Origin of the sequence: Paenibacillus sp. FSL W8-0439 (genome assembly GCF_038008995.1) — a bacterium.
GTDB classification, from domain to species: domain Bacteria; phylum Bacillota; class Bacilli; order Paenibacillales; family Paenibacillaceae; genus Paenibacillus; species Paenibacillus polymyxa.
Window position 1 is genome coordinate 2718774 of sequence record NZ_JBBPAK010000001.1, and the last position, 26775, is coordinate 2745548.

At 53.0% G+C, this 26775-nt stretch carries 1 protein-coding gene (cut by a window edge); it reads left to right on the forward strand.

Features of this window, described 5'->3' with window-relative positions; genetic code table 11:
* Positions 1–26104, forward strand: the 3' portion of a protein-coding gene (locus MKX36_RS11750; protein WP_340864714.1) for a non-ribosomal peptide synthase/polyketide synthase. 16187 nt of this gene lie to the left of the window's left edge; 26104 of the gene's 42291 nt are visible here — the last part of the coding sequence; its start codon lies beyond the left edge, outside the window; the stop codon is at positions 26102–26104.
* Positions 26105–26775: the final 671 nt, after the last annotated feature.

Sequence of the window (26775 nt, forward strand, 5' to 3'; positions counted from 1 at the left end):
CACACTGCGCCATGTCTTTGCCAGTGGTGAAGCGTTGCCACCACAGCATGTGGCCCGGTTCCAGCGGCTCGTGTCGAGCCTGACCGGAGCGAAGCTGGTCAACCTGTACGGTCCGACCGAAGCGACGGTGGACGTATCGTACTTTGATTGCGAGCCGGATGAGGAATATGCAGTGATTCCGATCGGGAAACCGATTCAAAACATTCGTCTCTACATCGTCAAGGAAGGCACGGAGCAATTGCAGCCGATTGGGGTGGCAGGGGAGCTGTGCATCGGCGGTGTCGGCGTAGCCCGCGGTTACCTGAACCGTCCGGAGCTGACGGCCGAGAAATTTGTGAAAGATCCGTTTGCCAGTGGGGAAACCGGGTATGAACGGATGTACCGCACCGGCGATTTGGCGAGATGGATGCCGGACGGGAACATTGAGTATCTGGGCCGGATCGACCATCAGGTGAAAATCCGGGGGTACCGGATTGAGCTGGGCGAGGTCGAAACACAGCTGCTCCAAGTGGAATCGGTACGAGAAGCGGTGGTGATGGCTCGTACGGATGAAACGGGCCAAAAACAAATGGTGGCCTACTATGTTGCGGAGCAAGAGCTAGGAGCGAGTGAGCTGAGGAGTGAGCTGAGCCGAGAATTGCCAAGCTACATGGTGCCATCGTACTTTGTACAGCTGAAGCAGATGCCACTGAGTCCCAATGGCAAAATCGATCGCAAGGCATTGCCGGCACCGGAAGGCAGCCTGCAAACCGGAGCCGATTATGCAGAGCCGCGTACGGCGCAAGAACGCGCGCTGGTCGCGGTCTGGCAGTCCGTACTGGGACTACAGACGGTCGGCATTTTGGACAATTTCTTTGATCTGGGCGGCGATTCCATCAAAGCCATCCAAATCGCATCCCGTGCGTTCCAGGCCGGCTATAAGCTGGACATGAAGGATTTGTTCCAATATCCGACAGTTGCAGCCCTGGCACCGCATATGCACGAGGTCCGTCGTATGGCCAATCAAGAAGAAGTGAGCGGAGAAACGGCGCTACTCCCCATTCAGCATTGGTTCTTTGCGCAGGAGCGCGAGCGTCCACAGCACTTTAATCAAGCGGTCATGCTCTATCGCGCCGAGGGCTTTGAGGAGACGGCGATTCGTCAAGTGTTGGATCACCTCGTGAAGCATCATGATGCGCTTCGTACGGTCTTCCGTCAGACTTCCTCAGGGTATACGGCTTGGACACGGACTGTAGAGGAAGGCACGCTGTATACGCTGGAAACAGTGGACTACCGTAAACAGGAAAACTATGCGGAAGCGCTGGAAGCGAAGGCAACGGAAATTCAAAGCAGCATGGACCTGTCCGCAGGACCTTTGGTGAAGCTGGGATGGTTCCGTACAGCCGAAGGCGACCATCTGCTGATCGCCATTCACCACTTGGTGGTGGACGGAGTGTCGTGGCGGATTCTGTTCGAAGATTTCTCGACAGGCTACGAGCAGGCGATCCAGGGTGAGCTCGTACGATTGCCGTATAAAACAGATTCCTTCCAAACTTGGGCACAGGAGTTATCTTCTTACGCCAACCGTCCTGAGGCTGCCTCGGATGAAGTTTATTGGAAGCAGCTGGAACAGGCCAAAGCTGAAGCTACGCCGCTGCCTAAGGATTTTGCCTACGAGGGCTCCTTAAACGCAGACAGCGAAGTGCTGACCGTAGCGTGGACCGAAGCTGAAACCCAGCAACTGTTAAAGCAGGCTCATCGTGCCTACAACACCGAGGTCAATGATTTGCTGCTGACCGCGCTGGGACTCGCGCTGCACAACTGGACAGGCGCAGGCCATGTGCTGGTGAATCTAGAGGGACACGGTCGGGAAACGATCCTGCCAGAGGTGGATATTACGCGTACAGTAGGCTGGTTTACGAGCTTGTATCCGGTGTTGCTGGAGACCAGCAAGGAAATGACACTGGCTCAGCGAATTAAAGAAACCAAGGAAGGCTTGCGCCGGATTCCGCATAAAGGGCTGACCTATGGCATTTGGCGCTACTTGTCCCCTACGTTCGGATCAGGTGAAGCGCGTGCGATTGCAGAACCGGAAATCAGCTTTAACTATTTGGGGCAAGTCGATCAGGATCTGCAAAACAGTGGAATCACGTTGTCGTCCTACCATGCAGGGAAGACAGAGGATGCCCATTCCCGCTTGCCGTACACGCTGGATTTAAACGCGATGATCTCGGAAGGCACGCTGCGTTTGACAATTGCTTACAGCCGTAAGCAGTATCGTAAAGAAACGCTGGAGCGTGTGGCGGGACTGCTGCAATCCGCTTTGCAAGAGGTCATTGCGCATTGCACCGCTCAGGAACAACCGGAACTGACGCCAAGCGATGTGTCCTTCCAAGGTCTGACGACTGATGAACTGGAACAGATTGCGGAACAGGCGACACGTATCGGTGAGCTGGAAAATGTATACGCACTGACGCCAATGCAAAAGGGGATGCTCTTTTACAATCTGATGGATTCGCAATCGGGAGCGTATTTTGAACAGGCCTCCTTTGATCTGCGAGGACATTTTAATATTGCTGCGTTTGCGGCCAGTTTGGATGTTTTGGTGCAGCGGCATACGGTACTGCGTACGAACTTCTACAGCGGCTGGAAGGATGAACCGCTTCAGGTTGTATACCGGAATAAGCGCAGCGAACTGTATGTTGAGGATCTGCGGGATATGGAGGAAGAGCAGCAAAACGAGTACATCCTCGAATTTACACATAAAGACAAACAAAGAGGCTTTGATCTGGCACAAGACGCCTTGATGCGTGTTGCTGTGTTGCGCACAGGTGAGGATACGTACCGTTTTGTATGGAGCTTCCATCATATCGTGATGGACGGCTGGTGCTTGTCACTGGTGACAAATGAAGTGTTTGCGAGTTATTTTGCGATTCTGGCTCATAAACAACCGGAACTGGCCCCTGTCACGCCGTACAGTCAATATATCGAATGGCTGGAGCAGCAGGATCGTCAGGCCGCATCAAGCTACTGGAGCAAGGTGCTGGAAGGATATGAGGAGCAGTCCCGTTTGCCACAGGCAAAAATCCAGGGCAAAACAGGGTATCAGGCGGAGCGTCTGGATTTTGATTTGGGCGTAGAGCTAACCACTCGTATTCAGCGTATAGCCAAGCGTTATCAGGTGACCATCAATACGTTGATGCAGACCGTTTGGGGCCTTTTGCTGCAAAAATATAATGGCACCGATGATGTCGTGTTTGGCAGCGTGGTATCTGGACGTCCGGCAGACATTCCGAATGTGGAGCATATCATTGGTCTGTTTATCAATACGATTCCGGTGCGTATCCGTAGTCAAGTGGACAATCTATTCTCCGACGTGATGAAGCAAACCCAGGAGCAATCGATTGCTTCCCATGTGTATGATACGTATCCGCTGTATGAAATTCAGGGGCTGTCAGAGCTTAAGCAGGATTTGATTAATCATATTCTTATTTTTGAGAACTATCCGGTCGAGGAACAAATCGAGCAATTAGGTAGCGGTGAGGCGGCCAGCTTCACCATCACAGGAGCCGAGTCTGTCGAGCAGACCAACTATGACTTTAACGTGGTAGTGCTGCCGGGGAATACCATTCACATGAGCTTTGGGTATAATGCCCTGGCCTTTGAACGGGAAAGTGTAGAGCAAATTCGAGGTCATCTGGTACAGCTGCTGGAGCAGGTGACAGCCAATCCGGACATCCGTGTACATGAGCTGGATATGGTTACGGTGCAGGAGCGTGAGCAAATCGTTGAGGTTTGGGGCAATACAGCGGCAACCTATCCAAGCGAGCAAACGATTCACGGCTTGTTCGAGGCGCAAACGGCGCAGACACCGGAGCAGACAGCCTTGTTCTTCGAAGGAGAAATGCTGACTTATCGCGAGCTGAATGAACGCGCCAATCGTCTGGCTCGTACCTTGCGCAGTCAAGGCGTGACGAAAGATCGTTTGGTGGGTCTGATGACTGAGCGCTCGGTGGACATGATCGTGGGCATCTTTGGGATTTTGAAGGCTGGGGGCGCCTATGTTCCTATCGATCCAACCTATCCGGAGGAACGTATCCGCTATATGCTGGACGACTCGGGAGCGAAGCTGCTGTTGACACAAAGCCATCTGGTGGACAAAGCAGTTATCGATGGTCAAGTGCTGGTGCTGGATGGAGCACAAAGTGTGTATCACGAGGATGGCTCCAACCTGGAGCCGGGGTCCGGTTCGAACGATTTGGCGTATGTGATTTATACGTCAGGGACGACGGGGCAGCCGAAGGGCGTGATGCTGGAGCACCATGGGCTGTGCAATCTGAAAACGTATTTTGATCAGACGCTCAAGATCCGTACGTCGGATCATGCGCTACTGTTCGCCAGCTACTCGTTTGATGCAGCTTGCTGGGAAATCTTCCAAGCGCTGTTCTGCGGAGCCACGTTATACGTACCAACAACAGAGACGATTTTGAACTACGAGCGGTTTGAGCAATATATGGCCGATCACCACATCACAGTGGCCGCTTTGCCGCCGACCTATGCGGTGTATCTGGAGCCGCAGCGGATGCCAAATCTGCGTATTTTGTTCACCGCGGGTTCAGCCTCTTCCACAGAATTGGTATACAAGTGGAAGGATCAGGTGGCGTACTACAATGGCTACGGTCCAACCGAAAACTCGGTGGCGACGTCGATCTGGCCAGTATCCGAGGATGAAAGGGCAGGACAACTCATTTCCATTGGACGTCCTATGCCGAATCATCGGGTATACATGGTGGATGTGCATGGACATTTGGCTCCGGTCGGCGTAGCAGGTGAGCTGTGCGTGTCTGGTCCGGGTCTGGCGCGTGGTTACCTGGATCGTTCAGAACTGACGGCGGAGAAATTTGTACCGAACCCGTTTGCGGCTGGCGAAGCCGGCTATGAACGAATGTACCGTACGGGGGACTTGGCGAGATGGATGCCGGACGGCAACATTGAATATTTGGGCCGGATCGACCATCAGGTGAAAATCCGGGGCTACCGGATCGAACTGGGCGAGGTCGAAGCACAAATATTGAAAGTGGAGGACGTGCAAGAGGTCATCGTCCTGGCCCAAGCGGATGAGCAGGGACAAAACCAACTGGTGGCGTACTATGTCGCTGAAAGAGACGTCAGCGCGGGTGAGCTGCGCAGCTTGCTGGGTGAGGAGCTGCCCAACTACATGGTGCCTTCATACTTCATCCAGCTGAAGCAGATGCCGCTGACACCGAACGGCAAAATCGACCGCAAGGCCCTGCCAGCACCGGAGGGTAGCCTGCAAAGCGGAGCGGATTATGTAGAGCCGCGCACAGCACTGGAGCAGACGTTGGTTTCGATTTGGCAGTCTGTATTAGGAGCGAAGAGCGTCGGGATTCTGGATAATTTCTTTGACCTCGGCGGCGATTCGATCAAAGCGATCCAGGTATCGTCCCGCTTGCTGCAAGCGGGCTACAAGCTGGACATGAAGGATTTGTTCCAATATCCGTCCATTTCGCTGCTGAGCGGTCGTGTACAAAAAGTGAGCCGTACGACCGATCAGGGCGAGATATCAGGCAGCGTCAAGCTGACCCCGATCCAGCAGTGGTTCTTTGGACAAGCCTCGGCAGAGCCGCATTATTTTAACCAGTCGGTGATGCTGCATCGAGCAGAAGGCTTTGACGAAGCCGCATTGCATCACACGGTGACCAAGTTGACGGAGCATCATGATGCGCTGCGTATGGTCTTCCGTCAGACCGAACAGGGCTATGAAGCGTGGAATCGCGGTATGAATGAAGGCGAGCTGTATCATCTGGACGTTGTGGATTTGACAGGCGTCGAAGATGCGGCAGATGTTGCGATGGCGATGGAAACGAAAGCTAATGCCATTCAAAGCTCGATTCGTCTGGATGAAGGACCGCTGGTGAAGTTGGGACTTTTCCGCTGCATGGATGGAGATCATTTACTGATTGCCATTCACCATTTGGTTGTAGACGGCATTTCATGGCGGATTGTGTTTGAGGATTTTGCGACTGGATATGAGCAGGCCGTTCGGGGAGAAGCGATTCGCTTGCCATATAAAACGGATTCGTTCTCCACTTGGGCAGAACGTTTGTCTCAATATGCCAACAGTCCGGCCATCGACAATGAACGCGAATATTGGCAGCGTCTTGCCCACGCGGAAGTCGCATCGCTACCTAAGGATCAAGAAAGAGCGGCAGGACAGCATTTTGTGGTCAGAGACAGTGAGACGGTGACCGTGGCCTGGAGCGAACAGGACACCCGACTGCTGCTGCAGGAATCACATCGTGCGTACCATACCGAGGTCAATGATCTGCTGTTAACCGCACTCGGCAGCGCATTGTACAACTGGAGCGGGCAGGAGCGAGTGCTGGTCAATCTGGAGGGCCATGGCCGGGAAGCTATTGTTCCCGATATCGACATCACACATACCGTGGGTTGGTTTACGAGTCAGTATCCGATACTCCTCGATGTGGATGGAAAGGCAGAAGTAGGGCAGCGCATCAAGCGGGTAAAAGAGGACCTGCGGCATGTACCGCATAAGGGCATTGGCTACGGTATGTTGAAGTATATGTCTTCGGATGATGCCGATCTTTCCTGGAGCCTGCAGCCTGAGATCAGCTTTAACTATTTGGGACAATTTGATCAGGACTTGGAAAATGGGGAGATCACGCTGTCTTCACATCCAGGTGGAGAGCCGTTGAGTGACCGCACCGTACTGGAGCAGCCGCTGAATGTGAACGGCATGATTACAGCAGGCGTGCTGACCCTGGAAATTCGTTATGACAGCCACGTATACCAACAGCAAAACGTAGAGAAGTTTGCCCGGCTATTGCAGGAAAGCTTGCAGGAAGTCATCAAGCATTGTGCCTCCCAAGAGCGGAGTGAGCTAACGCCAAGCGATGTCTTGTTCAAAGGCTTGACACTGGAGCAGCTGGAGCAATTGACGGAGCAAACAGCTTCTGTGGGCGAGCTTGAAAATGTGTATGCTCTTTCTCCCATGCAGAAGGGGATGCTGTTCCATAGTCTGATGGAGCCGGACTCAGGCGCATACTTCCAGCAAGCGTCGTTTGATCAAAAAGGCAGCTTTGATGTTGCTATTTTCCGTAAGAGTCTGGATCTGCTGACACAGCGTCATGAAGCGCTGCGGACGAATTTCCATCAATTTGAGACAGGGAACGGTCCGGAGCCATTGCAAATCGTGTTCTGTCATAAAAATAGCGATCTTTCCTTCAAGGATATACGCGAAATGCAGGAAGCGGAGCAACAGGCATATATCCAGACGTTTAAGCAGGAGGATCAGGCGAGAGGTTTTAATCTCAGTACGGATGCGCTGATGCGCGTACAGGTGTTGCAGACCGATGAAGAAACGTATCACTTGGTCTGGAGCTTCCATCACATTGTCATGGACGGCTGGTGCTTATCGCTTGTTACGGGCGAGGTGTTTGGTACGTACTTTGCGCTGCTGGAGCAGAAACAGCCGGAGCTTGCTCCGATCACACCGTATGGCCAATATATCGAATGGCTAGAGCGTCAGGATGAACGTGCGGCAAAAGAGTACTGGAGCAGTTATCTGGCTGGTTTTGAACAGCAGACGTTAATACCTGGAGCGGATACTTTATCCAAAGACCACGTGGCGGATAGCAGCGAAAGTGTTCTGTCTACGACAACAAGCGATACCAGCAAATATGTTTCTGAAAAAATAACGGTAGAGCTGGATCCAATGTGGAGCCAGGCCATGTACCGGATTGCGAAGCAGCAGCAGGTCACGATTAATACGCTGATGCAGAGCGTGTGGGGCCTTATTTTGCAGCAATATAACAACAACGAGGATGTTGTATTCGGCAGTGTCGTATCTGGACGTCCGACGGATATTCCGGGTGTAGAGCATATGATCGGCCTGTTCATTAATACCATCCCAGTGCGGATTCAAAGTGAGCGAAATGCCACGTTTGTGGACATCATGCGCAAAACGCAGGAGCAAGCGCTGGCTTCAGGCGTCTATGACAGCTTCCCGCTGTATGAAATACAGGCGCTGACCGAGCAGAAGCAGCATCTGATTAACCACATTATGGTGTTTGAGAACTATCCGGTCGAGGAGCAAGTCGAGCAGCTGGGTGAAGTTCGTCCATCCGCGTTTGACATTACGAATGTAGAGGTTGTCGAGCAAACGAACTATGATCTGGACTTGATTGTGATGCCAGATGAAACCTTCCGGATCATGTTCAGATACAACGCGAATGTGTACGATCGGTCTACGATCGAGCGGATGCAGGGACATGTACTGCATGTCATCGAGCAAATTATTGACAATCCGCATATCCGTGTGAATGAGCTGGAACTAGTGACAGCGGAAGAGCAGGCACAGATCGTTCAGGTGTGGGGAGATACGGCGGCAGCCTATCCGCAGGACCAGACGCTAAGCAGTCTGTTTGAGCAGCAGGCAGCGAATACACCGGAGCAAGTGGCAGTACTGTGTGGTGCAGAGTCGTTGACCTACGCGGAGCTGAACGAACGGGCTAACCGTTTGGCCCGGACCTTGCGTGCGCAAGGGGTTCAGCCGGATCAGCCTGTGGGCATTCTGGTTCACCGTTCACTGGACATGATCGTAGGCATCTACGCGATCTTGAAGGCCGGCGGAGCCTATGTGCCGATTGATCCGGAATATCCGGCCGATCGTATCCGCTTTATGCTGGAGGACTCGGGCGCGAAGCTGGTGCTGACGCAAGTGCATCTGGCGGAGCAAGCCTCGCTGAGTTTCGACGGCCAGGTGCTGGTGCTGGATCGTCAGGAGCAGGACGGCAAGAACATTTATCACGAAGACGGATCAAATTTGGAGCTACTGGCTGGACCGCATCATGTTGCCTATGTCATTTATACCTCCGGTTCGACCGGAAAACCGAAGGGCGTGATGGTGGAGCACCATTCCGTGCTGAACCGGATTTTGTGGATGCATAATCGTTATGGCTTGAGTGCGGCAGATACGATCTTGCAAAAGACGGCCTTCACCTTCGACGTGTCGGTGTGGGAGCTGTTCTGGTGGTCGATGGTCGGCTCGAAGGTAAGCCTGTTGTCCGTCGGCGGAGAAAAGAACCCGGAAGATATCGTCGACACGATTGCCCGCGACGGTGTGAGCACGATGCACTTTGTACCGGCCATGCTGCATGCGTTCCTGGAGTATGTGGAGCAGCAGCCACGGGAAGTGATGCAAGCGAAGCTGGGCACGCTGCGCCATGTCTTTGCCAGTGGTGAAGCGTTGCCGCCACAGCATGTGGCCCGGTTCCAGCGGCTCGTATCGAGCCTGGCCGGAGCGAAACTAGTCAACCTGTATGGCCCAACCGAAGCAACGGTGGACGTGTCGTACTTCGATTGCGAGCCGGATGAGGAATATGCAGCGATTCCGATCGGAAAACCGATTCAAAATATCCGTCTGTACATCGTGAAGGAAGGCACGGAGCAATTGCAGCCGATTGGGGTTGCAGGGGAACTGTGCATCGGCGGTGTCGGCGTAGCCCGCGGTTACCTGAACCGTCCGGAGCTAACGGCCGAGAAATTTGTTGCCGATCCGTTTGCCGGCGGGGAAGCTGGGTATGAACGGATATACCGCACTGGTGATTTGGCGAGATGGATGCCAGACGGCAACATTGAATACTTAGGCCGGATCGACCATCAGGTGAAAATCCGGGGGTACCGGATTGAGCTGGGCGAGGTCGAAACGCAGCTACTCCAAGTGGAATCGGTACGAGAAGCGGTCGTTATGGCTCGTGCGGATGAAACGGGCCAAAAACAAATGGTGGCGTACTATGTCGCCGGGCAAGAAATCCGTGCCAGCGAGCTGAGAAGTGAGCTGGGCCGAGAGCTGCCAAGCTACATGGTCCCATCGTACTTTGTACAGCTGGAGCAAATGCCGCTGAGTCCCAATGGAAAAATTGACCGCAAGGCATTTCCGGCACCGGAAGGCAGCCTGCAAAGTGGAGTCGATTATGTCGCACCGCGGACGTGGGTGGAAGTGAAGCTGGCGCAAATCTGGCAGGATGTGCTGGGCCTGGCGCAGGTCGGCGTAAAGGAAAACTTCTTCGAGATTGGTGGACACTCGCTGCGGGCGACGACACTGGCCTCGAAGATTCACCAAGAGCTGAACAAGCCGCTTCCTCTGCGCAGTATTTTTGAAGCCCCAACGATTGAACAACTGGCAGCTGTGCTGGAGGGGCTGGATCAAGTGGCATATGCATCGATTCCGGTAACGGAAACTCGCACATTCTACCCGTTATCCTCGGCGCAAAAACGACTGTATGTGCTGCATCAGTTCGACCCGCAGGATGTGAATTACAACATGCCGTCGGTGCTGCAAGTGAGCGGTCCGCTGAATGTGAAACGAGTAGAGAACGTATTCCGTCAACTGATTGCCCGCCATGCAACCTTGCGTACCCGTTTTGAGCTAATCGACAGTGAGCCAATGCAATGGATTGAGGACACTGTGTCGTTCGAGGTGGAATATACGAAGGTACAAGCAGAGGGTGCGACTGCGGACACAGATCAGGACACAACTACAGATACGTACACAAGAGTCAACATAGAAGCGCAACAGCGGGTACGGAGCTTTGTTCGTCCGTTTGATCTCAAAGCTGCGCCGCTGCTGCGGGTAGGCTTGGTGGATCTGGGCGCTCAGGGAGTAGAGCAGGAAGCTCAACATCTGCTTATGCTTGACATGCACCATATCGTCTCGGATGGGGTATCCATGGAGGTCCTGACCGACGAATTTGTCCGCTTGTATGGCGGTGAAGAGCTAGCGCCATTGCGGATACAGTACAAGGATTATGCCGTATGGCAGCAAAGCGAAGCCCACCAGGAATGGATGCAGCGTCAGGAAGCGTACTGGCTTGACACCTTCCAAGGTGAACTACCTGTACTGGATCTCTCTACTGACTTTGCCCGCCCAGCGGTGCAGAGTACGGCAGGGGATACGATCGAATTTGTACTAGAGCGTGAGGTTAGTGAACGCCTGAAAGAACTGGCGGCACAAACCGGCGCTACTCTGTATATGGTGTTGTTGGCGGCGTACACTACGCTCTTACACAAATACACAGCTCAAGAGGACATCGTCGTTGGCACGCCGATTGCCGGACGACCGCATGCGGAGCTCAGTAATCTGGTGGGTGTGTTCATTAACACGCTGGCGATCCGCAATTATCCGTCCAGCGACAAATCGTTCCTGGATTATCTGCAGGAGGTCAAAGAGCATGCGCTCCGTGCGTATGAGCATCAGGACTATCCGTTTGAAGAACTGGTTGAAAAACTGAATGTAACGCGGGATACGAGCCGGAATGCGCTGTTTGACACGATGTTTGAGCTGAAAACAATAGAGCAGCAGGAGTTCGAGCTGAAAGGTCTGACCTTGAGCTCCTATCCACTGGACAATCATACGGCCAAGTTTGATCTGAGCTTGGAGGCCATAGAGCAGCCAGAAGGTATTCTGTGCCGTCTGGAATACAGCACGGCGCTGTATAAGCCGGAGACCATGACGCGATTGGCACAGCATTTTGCGGAAATCGTTCGAGCTATTGCCTATCATCCACAGCAGCCCCTGGCAGTTTTGAATATGGTAACCGCCGAGGAAAAAGAGCAGATCCTCTACGGTTTCGGAGATATAGGTGTATCGGATGTTGCTGCTGTTGAAAAAGGAGCCCTGTTTCATGCCTATGTAGAAGAACAAGCCCAGCTTGTGCCGGATCACGTGGCAGTGGTGTACGAGGAGCAACAGCTGACGTACCGCAAACTGAATGAGCGTGCGAACCAATTGGCGCGTAAATTGCGAAAGGAAGGCATTGGACGCGAATCGATTGTCGGCATTTTGAGTGAACGCTCGGTGGATATGTTGGTCGGTGTATTGGCGGTGTGGAAAGCCGGAGGCGCCTATGTGCCGCTGGATGCAGACTATCCATCCGAACGGATTCGTTTCATGCTGGAGGACAGCGGTGCGACGGTACTGTTGACCCAAACCGACATGCTGGAGCGCGCACAAGCATGGCTGAATGAAAGCCAATGGGCTTTGGGCGATGAAAATGCTAAGGGTGAGCTGGAGACGGCGGTTAGCGCTGAAACGATGGAAAGGGACAACCTGAATGAAGGCTTAGGCTTGAAATCAGATTCGAAGTCTGACAGCGAAGCAGCATCTGAATCCGTAGCGAACTTGCGTCTGCATACCGTACTGACGCTGGACGATGAGTCGCTGTACACCGGGGATGCCACAGATATCGAGCCGATCAACGAACCGCACGATCTGGCATATGTGATCTACACGTCTGGGACAACCGGACGTCCAAAAGGTGTCATGATCGAACATCGCAGCTTGGTGAATACCGCTGCGGCCTATCGTCGGGGTTACCGCCTGAGCGAATTCCCGGTACGACTGCTACAACTGGCAAGCTTCTCCTTCGACGTGTTCGTCGGTGATATTGCGCGGACACTCTATAACGGGGGAACGATGGTCATCTGTCCGAAAGACGACCGGATTGATTTTAGCCGTCTCCACGGATGGATTCGTGATTATCAAATTACGGTGTTCGAATCCACACCGGCTTTGATCGTACCGTTTATGCAGCATGTGCATGAACACGCACTAGACATGAGTAGTCTAGAGCTGCTCATCACGAGCTCGGATAGCTGCAGTGTGACAGACTACCGAGTGCTGCAGGAGCGGTTTGGCGCGGACATCCGCATCATCAACAGCTACGGTGTTACGGAAGCGGCGATTGACTCCAGCTTCTACGACGAAGAACTGTCGAAGTTGCCAGGCAGCGGCCATGTGCCGATTGGTCAGGCGTGGCTGAACGCACGCTTCTACATTGTGGACAGCCAGCTGAATCCAGTGCCGATTGGCGTACTGGGCGAGCTGTGCATTGGCGGTGCTGGTGTGGCACGGGGGTACCTGAACCGTGCGGACTTGACGGCGGAGAAATTCGTAGCGAACCCGTACGTGCCGGGTGAACGACTGTATCGTACCGGCGACTTGGCGCGGTGGATGCCGGACGGCCATGTAGACTTTATCGGCCGGATGGATGATCAGGTCAAAATCCGGGGCTTCCGGATTGAACTGGGCGAGGTGGAAGCGCAGCTGCTGACTGTGGCTGGCATTGAGAAAGCGATCGTCACCGCCTGGGAAAACGAAGACGGAGACAAGGATCTGTGTGCGTATGTCGTAGCCTCGGAGGCGCTGAATTTGCCGGAGCTACGCAGCACACTGCAGCCTAAACTGCCGGGCTATATGATCCCGACCTACGTCGTAAAACTGGATCGTTTCCCGCTGACACCGAATGGGAAAATCGACCGCAAAGCGTTGCCAGCGCCAGAGACACGTCTCGAAGGAGGCACGAAGTACGTGGCGCCGCGCACAGAGCTGGAAGAGCAGCTGGTCCGTATTTGGCAAAGTGTTTTAAATCATCGGCAAATAGGCATCCAGGATAACTTCTTTGAAGTGGGAGGACATTCGCTGCGCGCTACAACACTGATGGCGAAAATCCATCAGGAGCTGAATCACAAGCTGGCCTTGCGAGATATTTTCCAATATCCAACAATTGAGCAATTGGTACAGGTGATGGGTGAAGATCAGACCCAGCAAACGTATGTATCTATCCCTGTGGCAGAGGAGCGCGAGTATTATCCCGTTTCCTCAGCGCAAAAACGGATGTACGTTCTGAGTCACCTGGAAGGTGGAGAGGTTAGCTACAACATGCCAGGAGCTTTGATTATCGAAGGTTCCTTGGATAAAAAACGACTGGAACAAGCCTTCCGCCAACTGATTGCCCGCCATGAAGCCCTCCGAACCCGATTCGAGATGGTGGATGGTGAGGTGATTCAGCGGATTGAATCCAGCGCTCCATTCAGCGTGGAATATGTGCAAGCAAGTGAAGAAGAGACACCGCAGTACGCACAGGACTTTGTACGTGCATTTGATCTCGCACAAGCACCGTTACTGCGGGTTCAGTTGATCGAAAATGGACCGGGGCGTCACGTCATGCTCTATGACATGCACCATATTATTTCGGATGGCGTGACGGAAGGCATTATCGTGCAGGAGTTCTCTCAATTGTATGAAGGCCAGGAACTGCCGCCACTGCGGATTCAGTACAAGGATTATGCGGTTTGGCAGCATGCAGATATGCAAAGTGAACGCCTTCGTGAGCAAGAAAGCTATTGGCTGAAAACCATGTCTGGTGAAATCCCGGCGCTGGATATGCCAACGGATTTTACAAGACCTGCTGTACAGCGTCTGGAAGGAACTCGATTTGAGTTTGCGATCCGTATGGAGGACAGCGAGCAGCTGAAGCAGCTGGCCGCGCAAACTGGCTCCACCTTGTACATGGTGTTGCTGGCAGCGTATAGCACGCTTTTGCATAAATACACGGGTCAAGAGGATATCATCGTCGGCACGCCGATTGCCGGAAGACCACATGCGGAACTGGGGAGCCTGGTAGGCGTATTCCTCAACACGTTGGCGATTCGCAATTATCCGTGTGGCGACAAAACGTTCCTGGATTACCTGCAAGAGGTCAAAGAGCACGCGCTTAGTGCGTATGAGCACCAGGAATATCCGTTTGAAGAGTTGGTTGAAAAGCTGAATTTAACGCGGGATACGAGCCGGAATGCGCTGTTTGACACGATGTTTGAGCTGAAAACATTTGAACAGCAGGAGTTCGAGCTGGAAGGTTTGACCTTCAAGTCGTATCTGACGGATAATCCTACGTCCAAATTCGATCTGACCTTGGATGCCGTAGAGCAGCCAGAAGGCATTCTGTGCAGTCTGGAATACAGCACGGCGCTGTACAAGCCGGAGACCATTGCACGCTTGGCACAGCATTTTACCGAACTCGTACGTGCCATTACACTTCATCCACAGCAGCCACTGGCAGCTCTGGATATGGTAACTGTCGAGGAGAAGGCACAAATCCTCTACGGTTTTGGAGATGTAGGCGTATCGGAGATTGCGGCTGAAGCAGAAGTCTTATTCCATGCCTATGTGGAAGAACAGGCACAGCTTGTGCCAGATCATGTGGCGGTGGTGTACGAGGAGCAGCAGCTTACGTACCGCCAGCTGAACGAGCGTGCGAACCAATTGGCGCGCAGACTGCGAAAAGAAGGCATTGGACGCGAATCCATTGTCGGCATTCTGAGTGAACGCTCGGTAGACATGCTGGTCGGCGTACTAGCGGTATGGAAGGCTGGAGGCGCCTATGTGCCGCTGGATGCAGACTATCCGTCCGAGCGCATTCGTTTCATGCTGGAGGACAGCGGTGCGACGGTGCTGCTCACGCAAACCGGCTTACAAGAGCGAGCTCAAGCATGGCTTGAAGAAAGCCAATGGGCTATGGGCGAAGGAAAGAGCGAGGGTGTGCTGGAGACGGCGGTTAGCGCTGAAACGTTGGAAAGAGACCGCCTGAATGAAGGCGTAAGCTTGAAAGCAGATTCGAAGTCTGACAGCGAAGCAGCATCTGAACCGGCAACAGAGCTGCGCCTGCGTACTGTATTGGCACTTGACGATGAGTCGCTGTACACCGGGGATACCACGGATATTGAACGTATCAACGAGCCGCAAGACTTGGCGTATGTGATCTATACGTCCGGCACAACGGGACGTCCAAAAGGCGTCATGATCGAGCATCGCAGCTTGGTGAACACGGCTGCGGCCTATCGCCGGGATTACCGTCTGAACCAGTTCCCGGTACGTCTGCTGCAACTGGCGAGCTTCTCCTTCGACGTGTTCGTCGGCGATATTGCACGGACGCTCTATAACGGCGGCACGATGGTCATCTGTCCGAAAGAGGATCGCATTGATCCAAGCCGTCTATATGGCTGGATTCGTGATTATCAGATTACCGTGTTCGAATCGACTCCAGCCCTGATCGTACCGTTTATGCAGCATGTGCATGAACACGGACTGGACATGAGCAGTTTGGAGCTGCTAATCACGAGCTCGGATAGCTGTAGCGTGACGGACTACCGAGTGCTGCAAGAACGGTTTGGCGCAGATATTCGCATCATCAACAGCTATGGCGTCACGGAAGCGGCGATCGACTCCAGCTTCTACGACGAAGAGCTGTCGAAGCTGCCAAGCAGCGGGAATGTGCCGATTGGACAGGCGTGGCTGAATGCACGCTTCTACATCGTAGACAGCCAGCTGAATCCGGTACCGATCGGTGTACTAGGCGAGTTGTGCATCGGCGGCATCGGGGTCGCACGGGGGTATCTGAACCGTGCGGACCTGACAGCCGAGAAATTCGTAGCGAACCCGTACGTACCGGGTGAACGTTTGTATCGCACCGGCGATTTGGCGCGGTGGATGCCAGACGGCAATGTAGACTTTATCGGCCGGATGGACTATCAAGTCAAAATCCGGGGATATCGGATCGAGCTGGGCGAGATTGAAACGGCGATCCAGCGGGTACCGGGTGTGCGTCAAGCCGTAGTCATCGACCGGACGGACGAGCGTGGACACAAGTATTTGTGCGGATACATCACGGGAGAAACCGAGCTGCGGATCGAGGAAGTACAGGCCACGCTGGAAGCAGGACTGCCAGCGCACATGGTGCCAGCACGGCTGATGCGACTGGAGACGATCCCGCTGACCAGCAACGGCAAAATTGACCGTAAGGCCTTGCCAGAATCGGAAGGCAGCATCCATACCGGAGTCGCCTATGTAGCCCCGCGTACGAAGGTGGAGCAAGTATTGGCTACGGTATGGGCCGGAGTGCTCGGCGTGGAGGCCGTAGGCACGCAGGATAACTTCTTCGAGCTGGGCGGCGATTCGATCAAAGCGCTGCAAGTATCGTCCCGCTTGCTACAAGCAGGCTATCGACTGGAGATGAAAGACCTGTTCAGCCATCCAACGGTGTTTGCATTGGCGCTGAAAGTCCAATCCGTTACCCGATTGGCGGATCAGAGTGAAGTGGTAGGCGCTTTGAAGCTGACACCCGTTCAACACTGGTTCTTGGAGCAAAACCTGGCGGATGCTCATCATCACAACCAGTCCATCATGCTGCATAGCAAGGATGGTTTTGATGAAGCGGCACTGCGCACAGCGATGGATCAAATGGTTAGTCATCACGATGCACTGCGGATCGTTTTCCGTCCTACCGAACACGGGTATGAAGCCTGGAACCGCGCCATTGGCGAGGGTGAGCTGTATACGCTGGAACGCATAGACTTCAGCCATGAGTCAGAAGTGTCTGCGGCGATCGAGGCCAAAGTAAATGAAATTCAGGCGGGGATTCATTTAAGCGAAGGACCGCTGGTGAAGCTGGGGCTGTTCCATTGCCCAGATGGAGATCATTTGCTGATGGTTATTCATCACTTAGTAGTAGATACCGTTTCTTGGCGCATTTTGTTCGAGGATCTTACGACAGCCTACGAACAGGCGTTGAACGGACAACCGGCTCGTCTTCCGCACAAAACGGATTCGTTCCGTACCTGGGCTGAGGGACAGTCTCACTATGCGAACGGTCCAGAAATGGCAGCAGAATTCGCCTTCTGGCAAGAAATGGAGCAGGGTGTGTATGAGCCGCTTCCAAAAGACGAATCCCCTTCTCATTCCTTGAATAAAGACAGCGAGCTCATGACAGTCACGTGGACAGCTCAAGAAACGGAGCAGCTGTTAAAACAAGCGCATCGTGCCTACAACACGGATATGAATGATTTGCTGCTGACCGCACTCGGCCTGGCTATTCATCGCTGGGCGGGGATTGAACGAGTGCTCGTCAACCTGGAAGGCCATGGACGGGAATCCATTTTGCCCGAGCTGGATATTACGCGTACGGTAGGCTGGTTTACGACCCAATTCCCGGTTGTGCTGGATATGAGTGTGAGCCAAGACCTTTCACAGCGCATCAAACAGGTGAAAGAAGGGCTACGCCGGATTCCGCAAAAGGGTATTGGCTACGGTATGCTGAGATACCTGTCCGCGGCATGTGAGCAAGAGCGTTTTGTAACCGAACCTGAAATCAGCTTTAACTATTTGGGACAATTTGATCAGGATATGCAAAATCAATCCATTGGCGTGTCTCCTTACGCTAGCGGTGCCGAGCTGAGCGCACATGCAGCCAGATCGCACACGCTGGATTTGAACGGACTGATTTCAGAAGGTCAATTGCAATTGACGATCAGCTACAGCCATCAGGAATATCGCAAGGAAACGATGGAACAGCTAGCCGAAGCGCTCAGAACCAGCCTGCAGGACATCATCGCACATTGCGCGGGTCGCAAACAGCAGGAGCTGACGCCAAGCGATGTCAAGCTTAGACATGTAACCTTGGCCGAGCTGGATCAGTTAGTAGAGCGGACTCGTGACATCGGGGAACTGGAAAATGTATATGCCTTGACACCGATGCAAAAAGGCATGTTGTTCCATAGCTTGATGGATGCAGCGTCAGGGGCTTATTTTGAACAAACGACCTTTGACTTGCGTGGTCGCTTCCAGGCAGATATTTTCCAAGATAGCTTGAATCATTTGGCGCAGCGGCATGAGATCTTTAGAGCTAATTTCATTAGCGGCTGGCAGGATGAGCCCGTGCAGGTGATTTTCCGGCGCAAGGATGTTGGTTTCAGCTATGAAGATTTGCGTCATTTGGATGATCAGGAACGTGACGCGTATGTGCAGGAATTTATTCGCCAGGACAAGGCAGCCGGATTCGATTTGTCCCGGGATGCGTTGATGCGCGTGGCGATTTTACGGACAGGTGATGAGGATTATTACTTTGTGTGGAGCTCTCATCACATCCTAATGGATGGCTGGTGTGTGGCGTTGGTAACGGATGAGGTGTTTGAGGCTTATTTTGCAGCCGTAGAACATAGAGAACCAAAGCTCGCCCCGGTGACTCCATACAGTCAGTATATTGAGTGGCTTGAAGCCCAGGATGTAGAAGCAGCAGCCTCATACTGGAAAGATTATTTGCTGGGCTATGATCAACAAACGTCGATTCCAACCGGAAAAGTCGGCGCAAAAGCGGACGGTGCACAATTTGAGCATGTGTTGTGCGATCTAGGTAAGGATTTGACAGGGCGCATGGAAATGGTAGCCAAGCAGTACCACGTGACCCCGAATACATTACTGCAAACAGCCTGGGGCTTACTGCTTCAAAAGTACAACGGTAGTGATGATGCCGTCTTTGGCGGTGTCGTGTCGGGTCGTCCAGCTGATATTCCGGGGATCGAAAATATGGTGGGCTTGTTCATTAACACCATTCCCATCCGAATCCGGAGCCAGGCTGAGGACACCTTTGCTGACCTGATCAGAGTGAATCAGCAGCAGGCGCTGGCTTCTCAAGATTATGAGACGTATCCGCTGTATGAAATTCAAGCCTTGACCGAGCAAAAGCAAGAGCTGATCAACCACATTATCGTGTTTGAAAACTATCCGGTGGAGGAGCAGGTCGAGCAGCTTGGCGAAGGTGCAGCGTCGGATTTTGTAATCAGCAATGCAGGCATGATTGAACAAACGAACTATGATTTCAATCTGGTCGTTATGCCGCAGGAAGCGATGAAAATCCGATTCGAATATAATACAAAAATATTTGATCGGGAAGCCGTGGAACGGACTCAGGGCCATTTAATACAGCTACTGGAACAAGTGGTAGCGAATCCGGCCATTCGGGTGCAGGAACTGGATGTGTTAAGCGAGCAGGAACGCGAGCAAATTCTCAGCGTATGGGGAGATACAGCCGCCGAGTATCCAAGCGAGCAAACGATCCATGGTCTGTTTGAGACACAAACGGCGCACACACCAGAGCAGCCAGCGTTGTACTTCGAAGGAGAGCAACTGAGTTATCGCGAGCTGAATGAACGTGCGAATCGTTTGGCTCGTACCTTGCGCAGTCAAGGTGTGACGAAAGATCGTTTGGTGGGTCTGATGACCGAACGCTCGATAGACATGATCGTGGGCATGTTAGGGATTTTGAAAGCCGGAGGAGCATATGTACCTATCGATCCAACCTATCCGGAAGAGCGTATCCGCTATATGCTGGATGACTCGGGAACAGAGCTGTTGTTGACGCAAAGCCATCTGGTGGACAAGGTAGCTTTTGACGGTCACATGCTGGTGCTGAATGGGGCACAAAGTGTGTATCACGAGGATGGTTCTAACCTGGAGCCGTTGTCCGGTCCGAACGATCTAGCGTATGTGATCTATACGTCGGGTACGACGGGGCAGCCGAAGGGTGTTATGGTGGAGCATCGCAATGTCGTACGTTTGGTGAAAAATACAAACTACGCACAGTTGGATGCTGACACGCGCATATTGCAGACAGGCGCTATTGTTTTCGACGCATCCACCTTCGAAATTTGGGGATCTGTATTAAACGGTGGACAGCTTGTGCTAGTGAGTCAGGATGTCATTTTGGATGTGCTCAAACTTAAGGATGCTGTCCACAGCTACGGCATTACCACGATGTTTTTGACCACACCGCTCTTTAACCAGCTGTCTCAACAGGATTTGACGCTGTTCGAGGGGATACGGGAGCTGCTGGTCGGTGGTGATGTAATGTCCGTACCACATATGAACCGGGTGCTGGAGGCCCATCCATCCCTGCGAATTAGTAACATCTATGGCCCGACTGAAAATACGACCTTTTCAACAGTGCATGCGATCATCGGTGTGCAATCGGAATCAGTGCCAATTGGCAGACCGATCCATAATTCGACAGCGTATGTCGTGGACCATTCGATGCGGCTTCAGCCCGTCGGGGTATGGGGTGAACTGTTGGTAGGCGGTGACGGGGTGGCACGTGGATACCGCAACCGTCCGGACCTGACGTCCGAAAAGTTCATCGACAGCCCGTTCCGCAGTGGAGAACGCTGCTATCGCACAGGCGACATGGTACGCTTGAATGCAGACGGTACGCTGGAATATAAGGGGCGGATCGACGCGCAGGTGAAAATTCGGGGCTACCGAATCGAACTGGGCGAGGTAGAAACGCAGCTGTTGAAGCTGGAGGCAGTGCAAGAAGCTGTGGTCATCGCACGAGAAGATGAGCAAGGGCAAAAGCAGCTCTGTGCTTATGTGGTCGCCAATGAGGAAGTTGTCGCAAGTGTGCTACGCAGCACTTTGAGCCAGAAGCTGCCAGGTTACATGATCCCTTCCTATCTGGTACAGCTGGAGCAGATGCCGCTGACACCGAATGGTAAAATCGACCGCAAGGCTCTACCAGCACCTGAAGGTAGCCTGCAAACCGGAGCCGATTATGTCGCACCGCGAACGTGGGTGGAAGTGAAACTGGCGCAAATTTGGCAGGATGTGCTAGGCCTGACGCAGGTCGGCGTAAAGGAAAACTTCTTTGAGATTGGTGGACATTCACTGCGGGCGACGACACTGGCCTCGAAGATTCACAAGGAGCTGAACAAGCCGCTTCCCCTGCGCAGTATTTTTGAAGCACCAACCATTGAACAACTGGCCGTTGTATTGGAACAGCTGGATCAAGTAACATATGCGTCCATTCCAGTAACGGAAGAGCGCAGCTTCTATCCCTTGTCCTCAGCGCAAAAACGACTATATGTGTTGCATCAGTTCGATCCACATGATGTGAACTACAACATGCCATCGGTGCTGCAAGTGAGCGGTCCGCTGGACGTGAAGCGAGTGGAACATGCATTCCGTCAACTGATCGCCCGTCATGAGTCCTTGCGTACCCGCTTTGAACTGGTGGACAGCGAGCCAATGCAGTCTATTGAGGACACTGTGCCGTTCGAGGTGGAATATACGAAGGTACAAGCAGAAGGTGCGACTACGGATACAGACACGAGGGTCGGCAAGGAAGTGGATGAACTGGTGAGTCGCTTTGTCCGTCCGTTTGATCTCAAAGCTGCGCCGCTGTTGCGGGTGGGCCTAGTAGATCTAGGCGTATCCGGAACTGAGCAGGAACCGCAGCATGTACTCATGCTCGACATGCACCACATCGTTTCGGATGGGGTGTCGATGGGGGTACTGACTAATGAATTTGTCCGCTTGTATGACGGTGAAGAGCTAGCGCCATTGCGGATACAGTACAAAGATTATGCTGTATGGCAACAAAGTGAGACCCATCAGGAATGGATGCAGCGTCAGGAAGCCTACTGGCTGGACACCTTCCGAGGTGAACTTCCTGTACTGGATCTACCGACGGACTTTGCCCGTCCGTCGATACGAAGTACCGCAGGCGATACCGTGGTGTTTGGGCTGGAACGCGAAGTGAGCGAACGCCTGAAGGAACTGGCGGCGCACACAGGCTCTACGCTGTATATGGTGTTGCTGGCGGCGTACACCACATTCTTGCACCAATACAGCGGCCAAGAGGACATCGTTGTCGGCACGCCGATTGCCGGACGACCGCATGCCGATTTGGAGCCAATCCTCGGGATGTTCGTCGGTACGTTGGCATTGCGAAACTATCCGACAGCGGAACATACCTTCCGCAGCTACGTGGAAGAAGTGAAGGTTCGGGCCCTGCAAGCCTACGAACATCAGGACTATCCATTTGAGGAATTGGTGGAAAAGCTGAATGTGAAGCGGGATATGAGCCGCCATCCATTGTTCGATACGATGTTTACCCTGCAAACGACCGAGGAAGGCGAACTGCAACTGCCAGACCTGAGCTTCCGTCCCTATGGCCTGGAGCAAACGCCAGCGAAGTTTGACTTCACGCTGGAAGCCAGAGAGGAAGAGGCAGGCATCCAGTTCGGATTGCAGTATGCAACTGCGTTGTATCAACGGGAAACCGTTGAACGGATGACACGTCACTTTATTCGCTTAGCCGAAGCCGTGGCGGCAAACCCGGATGCGAAGCTGGGTGAGCTGGAACTGATTACGGCGGAAGAAACCGAACAGATTCTGAAGGTGTTCAATGATCCGAACGCGCACAGCGTGCGTGGAACACTCCAAGGTCTGTCGCTCAGCGAGCGTTTTGAAGAGCAAGCGAAAAACAGCCCTGAGCGGATAGCCGTTGTATCTGGGGACATAGGTCTAACCTACGCTGAGCTGAATGAGCAGGCGAACCGGTTGGCCCGTGTGTTACGGGCGAAAGGTGTTGAAGCAGATCAACCGGTAGGCGTACTGCTGGAACGTTCTGCGGATCTTCTGGTGGGCATTCTGGGAGTACTGAAGGCCGGAGGCGCGTATGTGCCAATGGATACGATGTATCCACAGGAGCGTATTGACTATATGCTTCAAGACAGTGGGGCCAAGGTCGTGATCACCAGCAGAGCCGCCAACCTTTCGCTGAGCTTGCCATCCACAGTACAAGCTATCGTTCTTGACGATGAGGACGTTCAAGCTCAATGGGGAGCACAGGATGCGAGCAACCTGATCCCTGTCGCCGGCCTGCATAACCTGGCCTATATGATCTACACGTCAGGTACAACCGGTCAGCCGAAAGGGGTTATGATTGAGCAAGGCAGTGTCGGCAATCTGGTAGACGCTTTATATGAGCGAGTGTACAGTCGTTATGATCAGCCGCTTCACATCGCATGGCTGTCAGCATTTGTATTTGACGCTTCGGTGAAGCAAATCTTTGCCAGCTTGCTGCTAGGTCATACCCTGCATGTGGTGTCCCGTGACGTCAGCCTGAGCGGAGAGCATTTGATCGCCTACTACCGCATGCACCGGATTGATCTGTCGGACGGCACACCAGCGCATCTGCATATTTTGAACGAAAGCGTCAGCGTGACAGAAGCGCCGGATGTGAAGCATTACCTGATCGGGGGCGAAGCCTTATCCGTGCAGCTGGTCCATGTGTTCCTACACAAATGGTCCGGGTATCGTCCGGTCATTACGAACGTGTATGGTCCGACCGAAGCGACCGTAGATGCAACCGCCTATACGATTGAAGATGTAGAGTCGCTGAATGTACTGCTGGAAAAAGGGGAGCACACGGTATCCATCGGAACGCCGATAGCCAACCAGGCTGTGTACATCTTGAACACTCGACAACAGCTGGTACCGATGGGGATCGCGGGTGAACTTTATATAGGAGGGGCAGGTATCGCACGAGGATACCTCAACCTGCCGGAACTGACGGCTGAGAAGTTTGTCCCGAATCCGTTTGCTGATGCGACGGCCGCTGATCCAGCGGACAGCACTTACGCAAACCAGATGTACCGGACAGGCGACCTGGCACGGTGGCTGCCGGATGGCAGTATCGAGTATTTAGGCCGGATCGACCATCAGGTCAAAATTCGCGGGTATCGGATCGAGCTGGGCGAGGTGGAAGCACAGCTGCTGACCGTGGACGGCATTCAGAAAGCCGTAGTCACAGCATGGGAAAACGAGGACGGACACAAGGATCTGTGTGCCTATATCGTAGCTTCGGAGTCGCTGAGTCTACCAGAACTGCGGAATGCGCTGCAGCCGAAGCTGCCGGATTACATGATCCCGACGTATGTGGTACAGCTGGATCGTTTCCCGCTGACGCCAAACGGGAAAATTGACCGGAAGGCATTGCCAGCACCGGAAGCACGCCTTGAAGGAGGCCTAGAGTATGTGGCACCGCGGACGCCGCTGGAGGCCAAGCTAGCCCAAATCTGGCAGGATGTCTTGAAGCTGTCCAGCGTCGGAGTCACCGACTCATTCTTCGATGTGGGGGGACACTCCCTGCGGGCCACGACGCTGGTGGCCAAAATCCATCAGGAACTGGGCAGCCGAATTACACTGCGTGAGGTGTTCCAGCACTTTACGATTGAGCAGCAAGCCCAGCTGATCACCGCGCAGGGCACAGACACCTATACGGTGATCCCTACAGCTGCCAAACAGTCTTACTATCCGGTTTCCTCGGCTCAAAAACGACTGTATATTTTGAGCCATCTGGAAGGTGGAGAGGTCAGCTACAATATGCCGGGTGTATTAGTCGTGGAGGGGCCGCTTCAGGCAGATCGACTGGAGGATGCGTTCCGTCAGTTAATAGCCCGCCATGAAACGCTGCGAACTTCCTTTGAAATGATGGATGGTGAGGTTGTTCAGCGAGTTTACGATCAGGTAGCGTTTGCAGTAGAGCGCCTGCAGGCCCATGAGTCTGAAGCAGAAGCCTATATCGAGTCTTTTGTACGCAGCTTCGATCTTCAGCAGGCACCTCTGCTGCGTGTCCGTCTCATTCAAACCGGACCCGAACGTCACCTCCTGATGTACGACATGCACCATATTATTTCAGACGGTGTGTCGTCTAACAATATCGTGCAGGAGTTGGGACAACTGTACGAGGGACAGGCCTTGGCGCCGCTGCCCATTCAGTACAAGGACTATGCCGTGTGGCAGCAGCAGGAAATGCAGCGTGAATCATACCAACGCCGGGAACAGTTCTGGCTGGAGCATTTAGCCGGAGAGTTGCCTGTACTGGAGCTGCCGATTGCTTACCCTAGACCTGCTGTTCGCAGCTTCGAGGGAGCAATGTATGATTTTACTGTTGACTCGAATGTATCCGAGCAACTGCGCCGAATCGCGGCACAGACTGGAAGTACGCTGTACATGGTGCTACTGAGTGCCTATACCGTCCTGCTGTCCAAATACAGTGGTCAGGACGATTTGATCATTGGTACGCCGGTAGCAGGCCGCTTGTTGCCTGAACTGGAGCCACTGATCGGCATGTTCGTTAATACACTAGCCATCCGGCACCAGCCGCAGGGCGACCAAACGTTCCACAGCTACCTGCTGGAAGCCCGAGAACGTACGCTGCAAGCCTTCGAGCATCAGGATTATCCGCTTGAAGAACTGGTGGAAAAGCTGGATGTAGCGCGGGATGCAAGCCGTAATCCGTTGTTTGACACTGTGTTTATACTGGAAAATACAGAGTCACAGGAAGCGCAACTTGAAACGCTGTCCTTTAGTCCTTATGTTAAGGAACACAGGACCTCCAAATTCGATTTGACCTTGTCCATGAGTGATGAAGACGGGCAGATCAAGGGTTCCTTCGAATATTGTACGAAGCTGTTTGGCGCAGATGCTATTGAACGATTAACCGGAGATTTGATAGCGATCCTGTCCCAGGTTGGAGCTAATCCAGATTTGCTATTAAGCGATATTCAGGTGAACTCGGACGAGCAGCCGGAAGGCTTCTCGCCGGATTCCATCGACTTTATTTTCTAAATCAGTTTTCATTTTTCTAAAAAGAAATGATTTCAGTTTGCAGGCAAGGGTAGCGGCTCAAACCGACGGCCCTGGCCTGCAAAATATTTTTTCCTGATATAACAACGATCCATTCTCATTTCGTTGTTCTCTCAAGTTTCGAAACATGCTCAGTCTGCTTTTCACCATTTGAAAAAAAAGCGAATTCCAGCACTCATTCGGTAACGGTTCATCTGGACTATGTGCCTCACGAAGCACGTAAAGCCTCATTAAAATATCGGGCTATCCAATCCCTTCGGCATTGGTGGCCACAATCGGTCATCGTTATTAAGCGTTATGAGCCATAAATGAATATAAATGATTAAACCTCAGGGACCTTATCCATCTAGAAGGAACCCTGAGGTTTTTTGTCATTGAGCATGAAGGCCTTGCCTGTAGTAATACGAAGCGGTCTCAAAATCTTTTTGGTGATAATAAGCTTCAGCTATAAGGATATACAATCCACTCATTTTTTTTATAAGCTTGCTTTTGTTGATATATGGTGCGAGCTAAAAAGAAGTGATCCAGAGCTTGTGCTCCAGCTTGCCAATCCGAAAATTGGTTATCTCACTGGACAAACCATTGTCATGGATGGCGAACGCTATATGCAATAATCATATTCGTTTATGCCTGACAAACAGCTATGAGTTAGA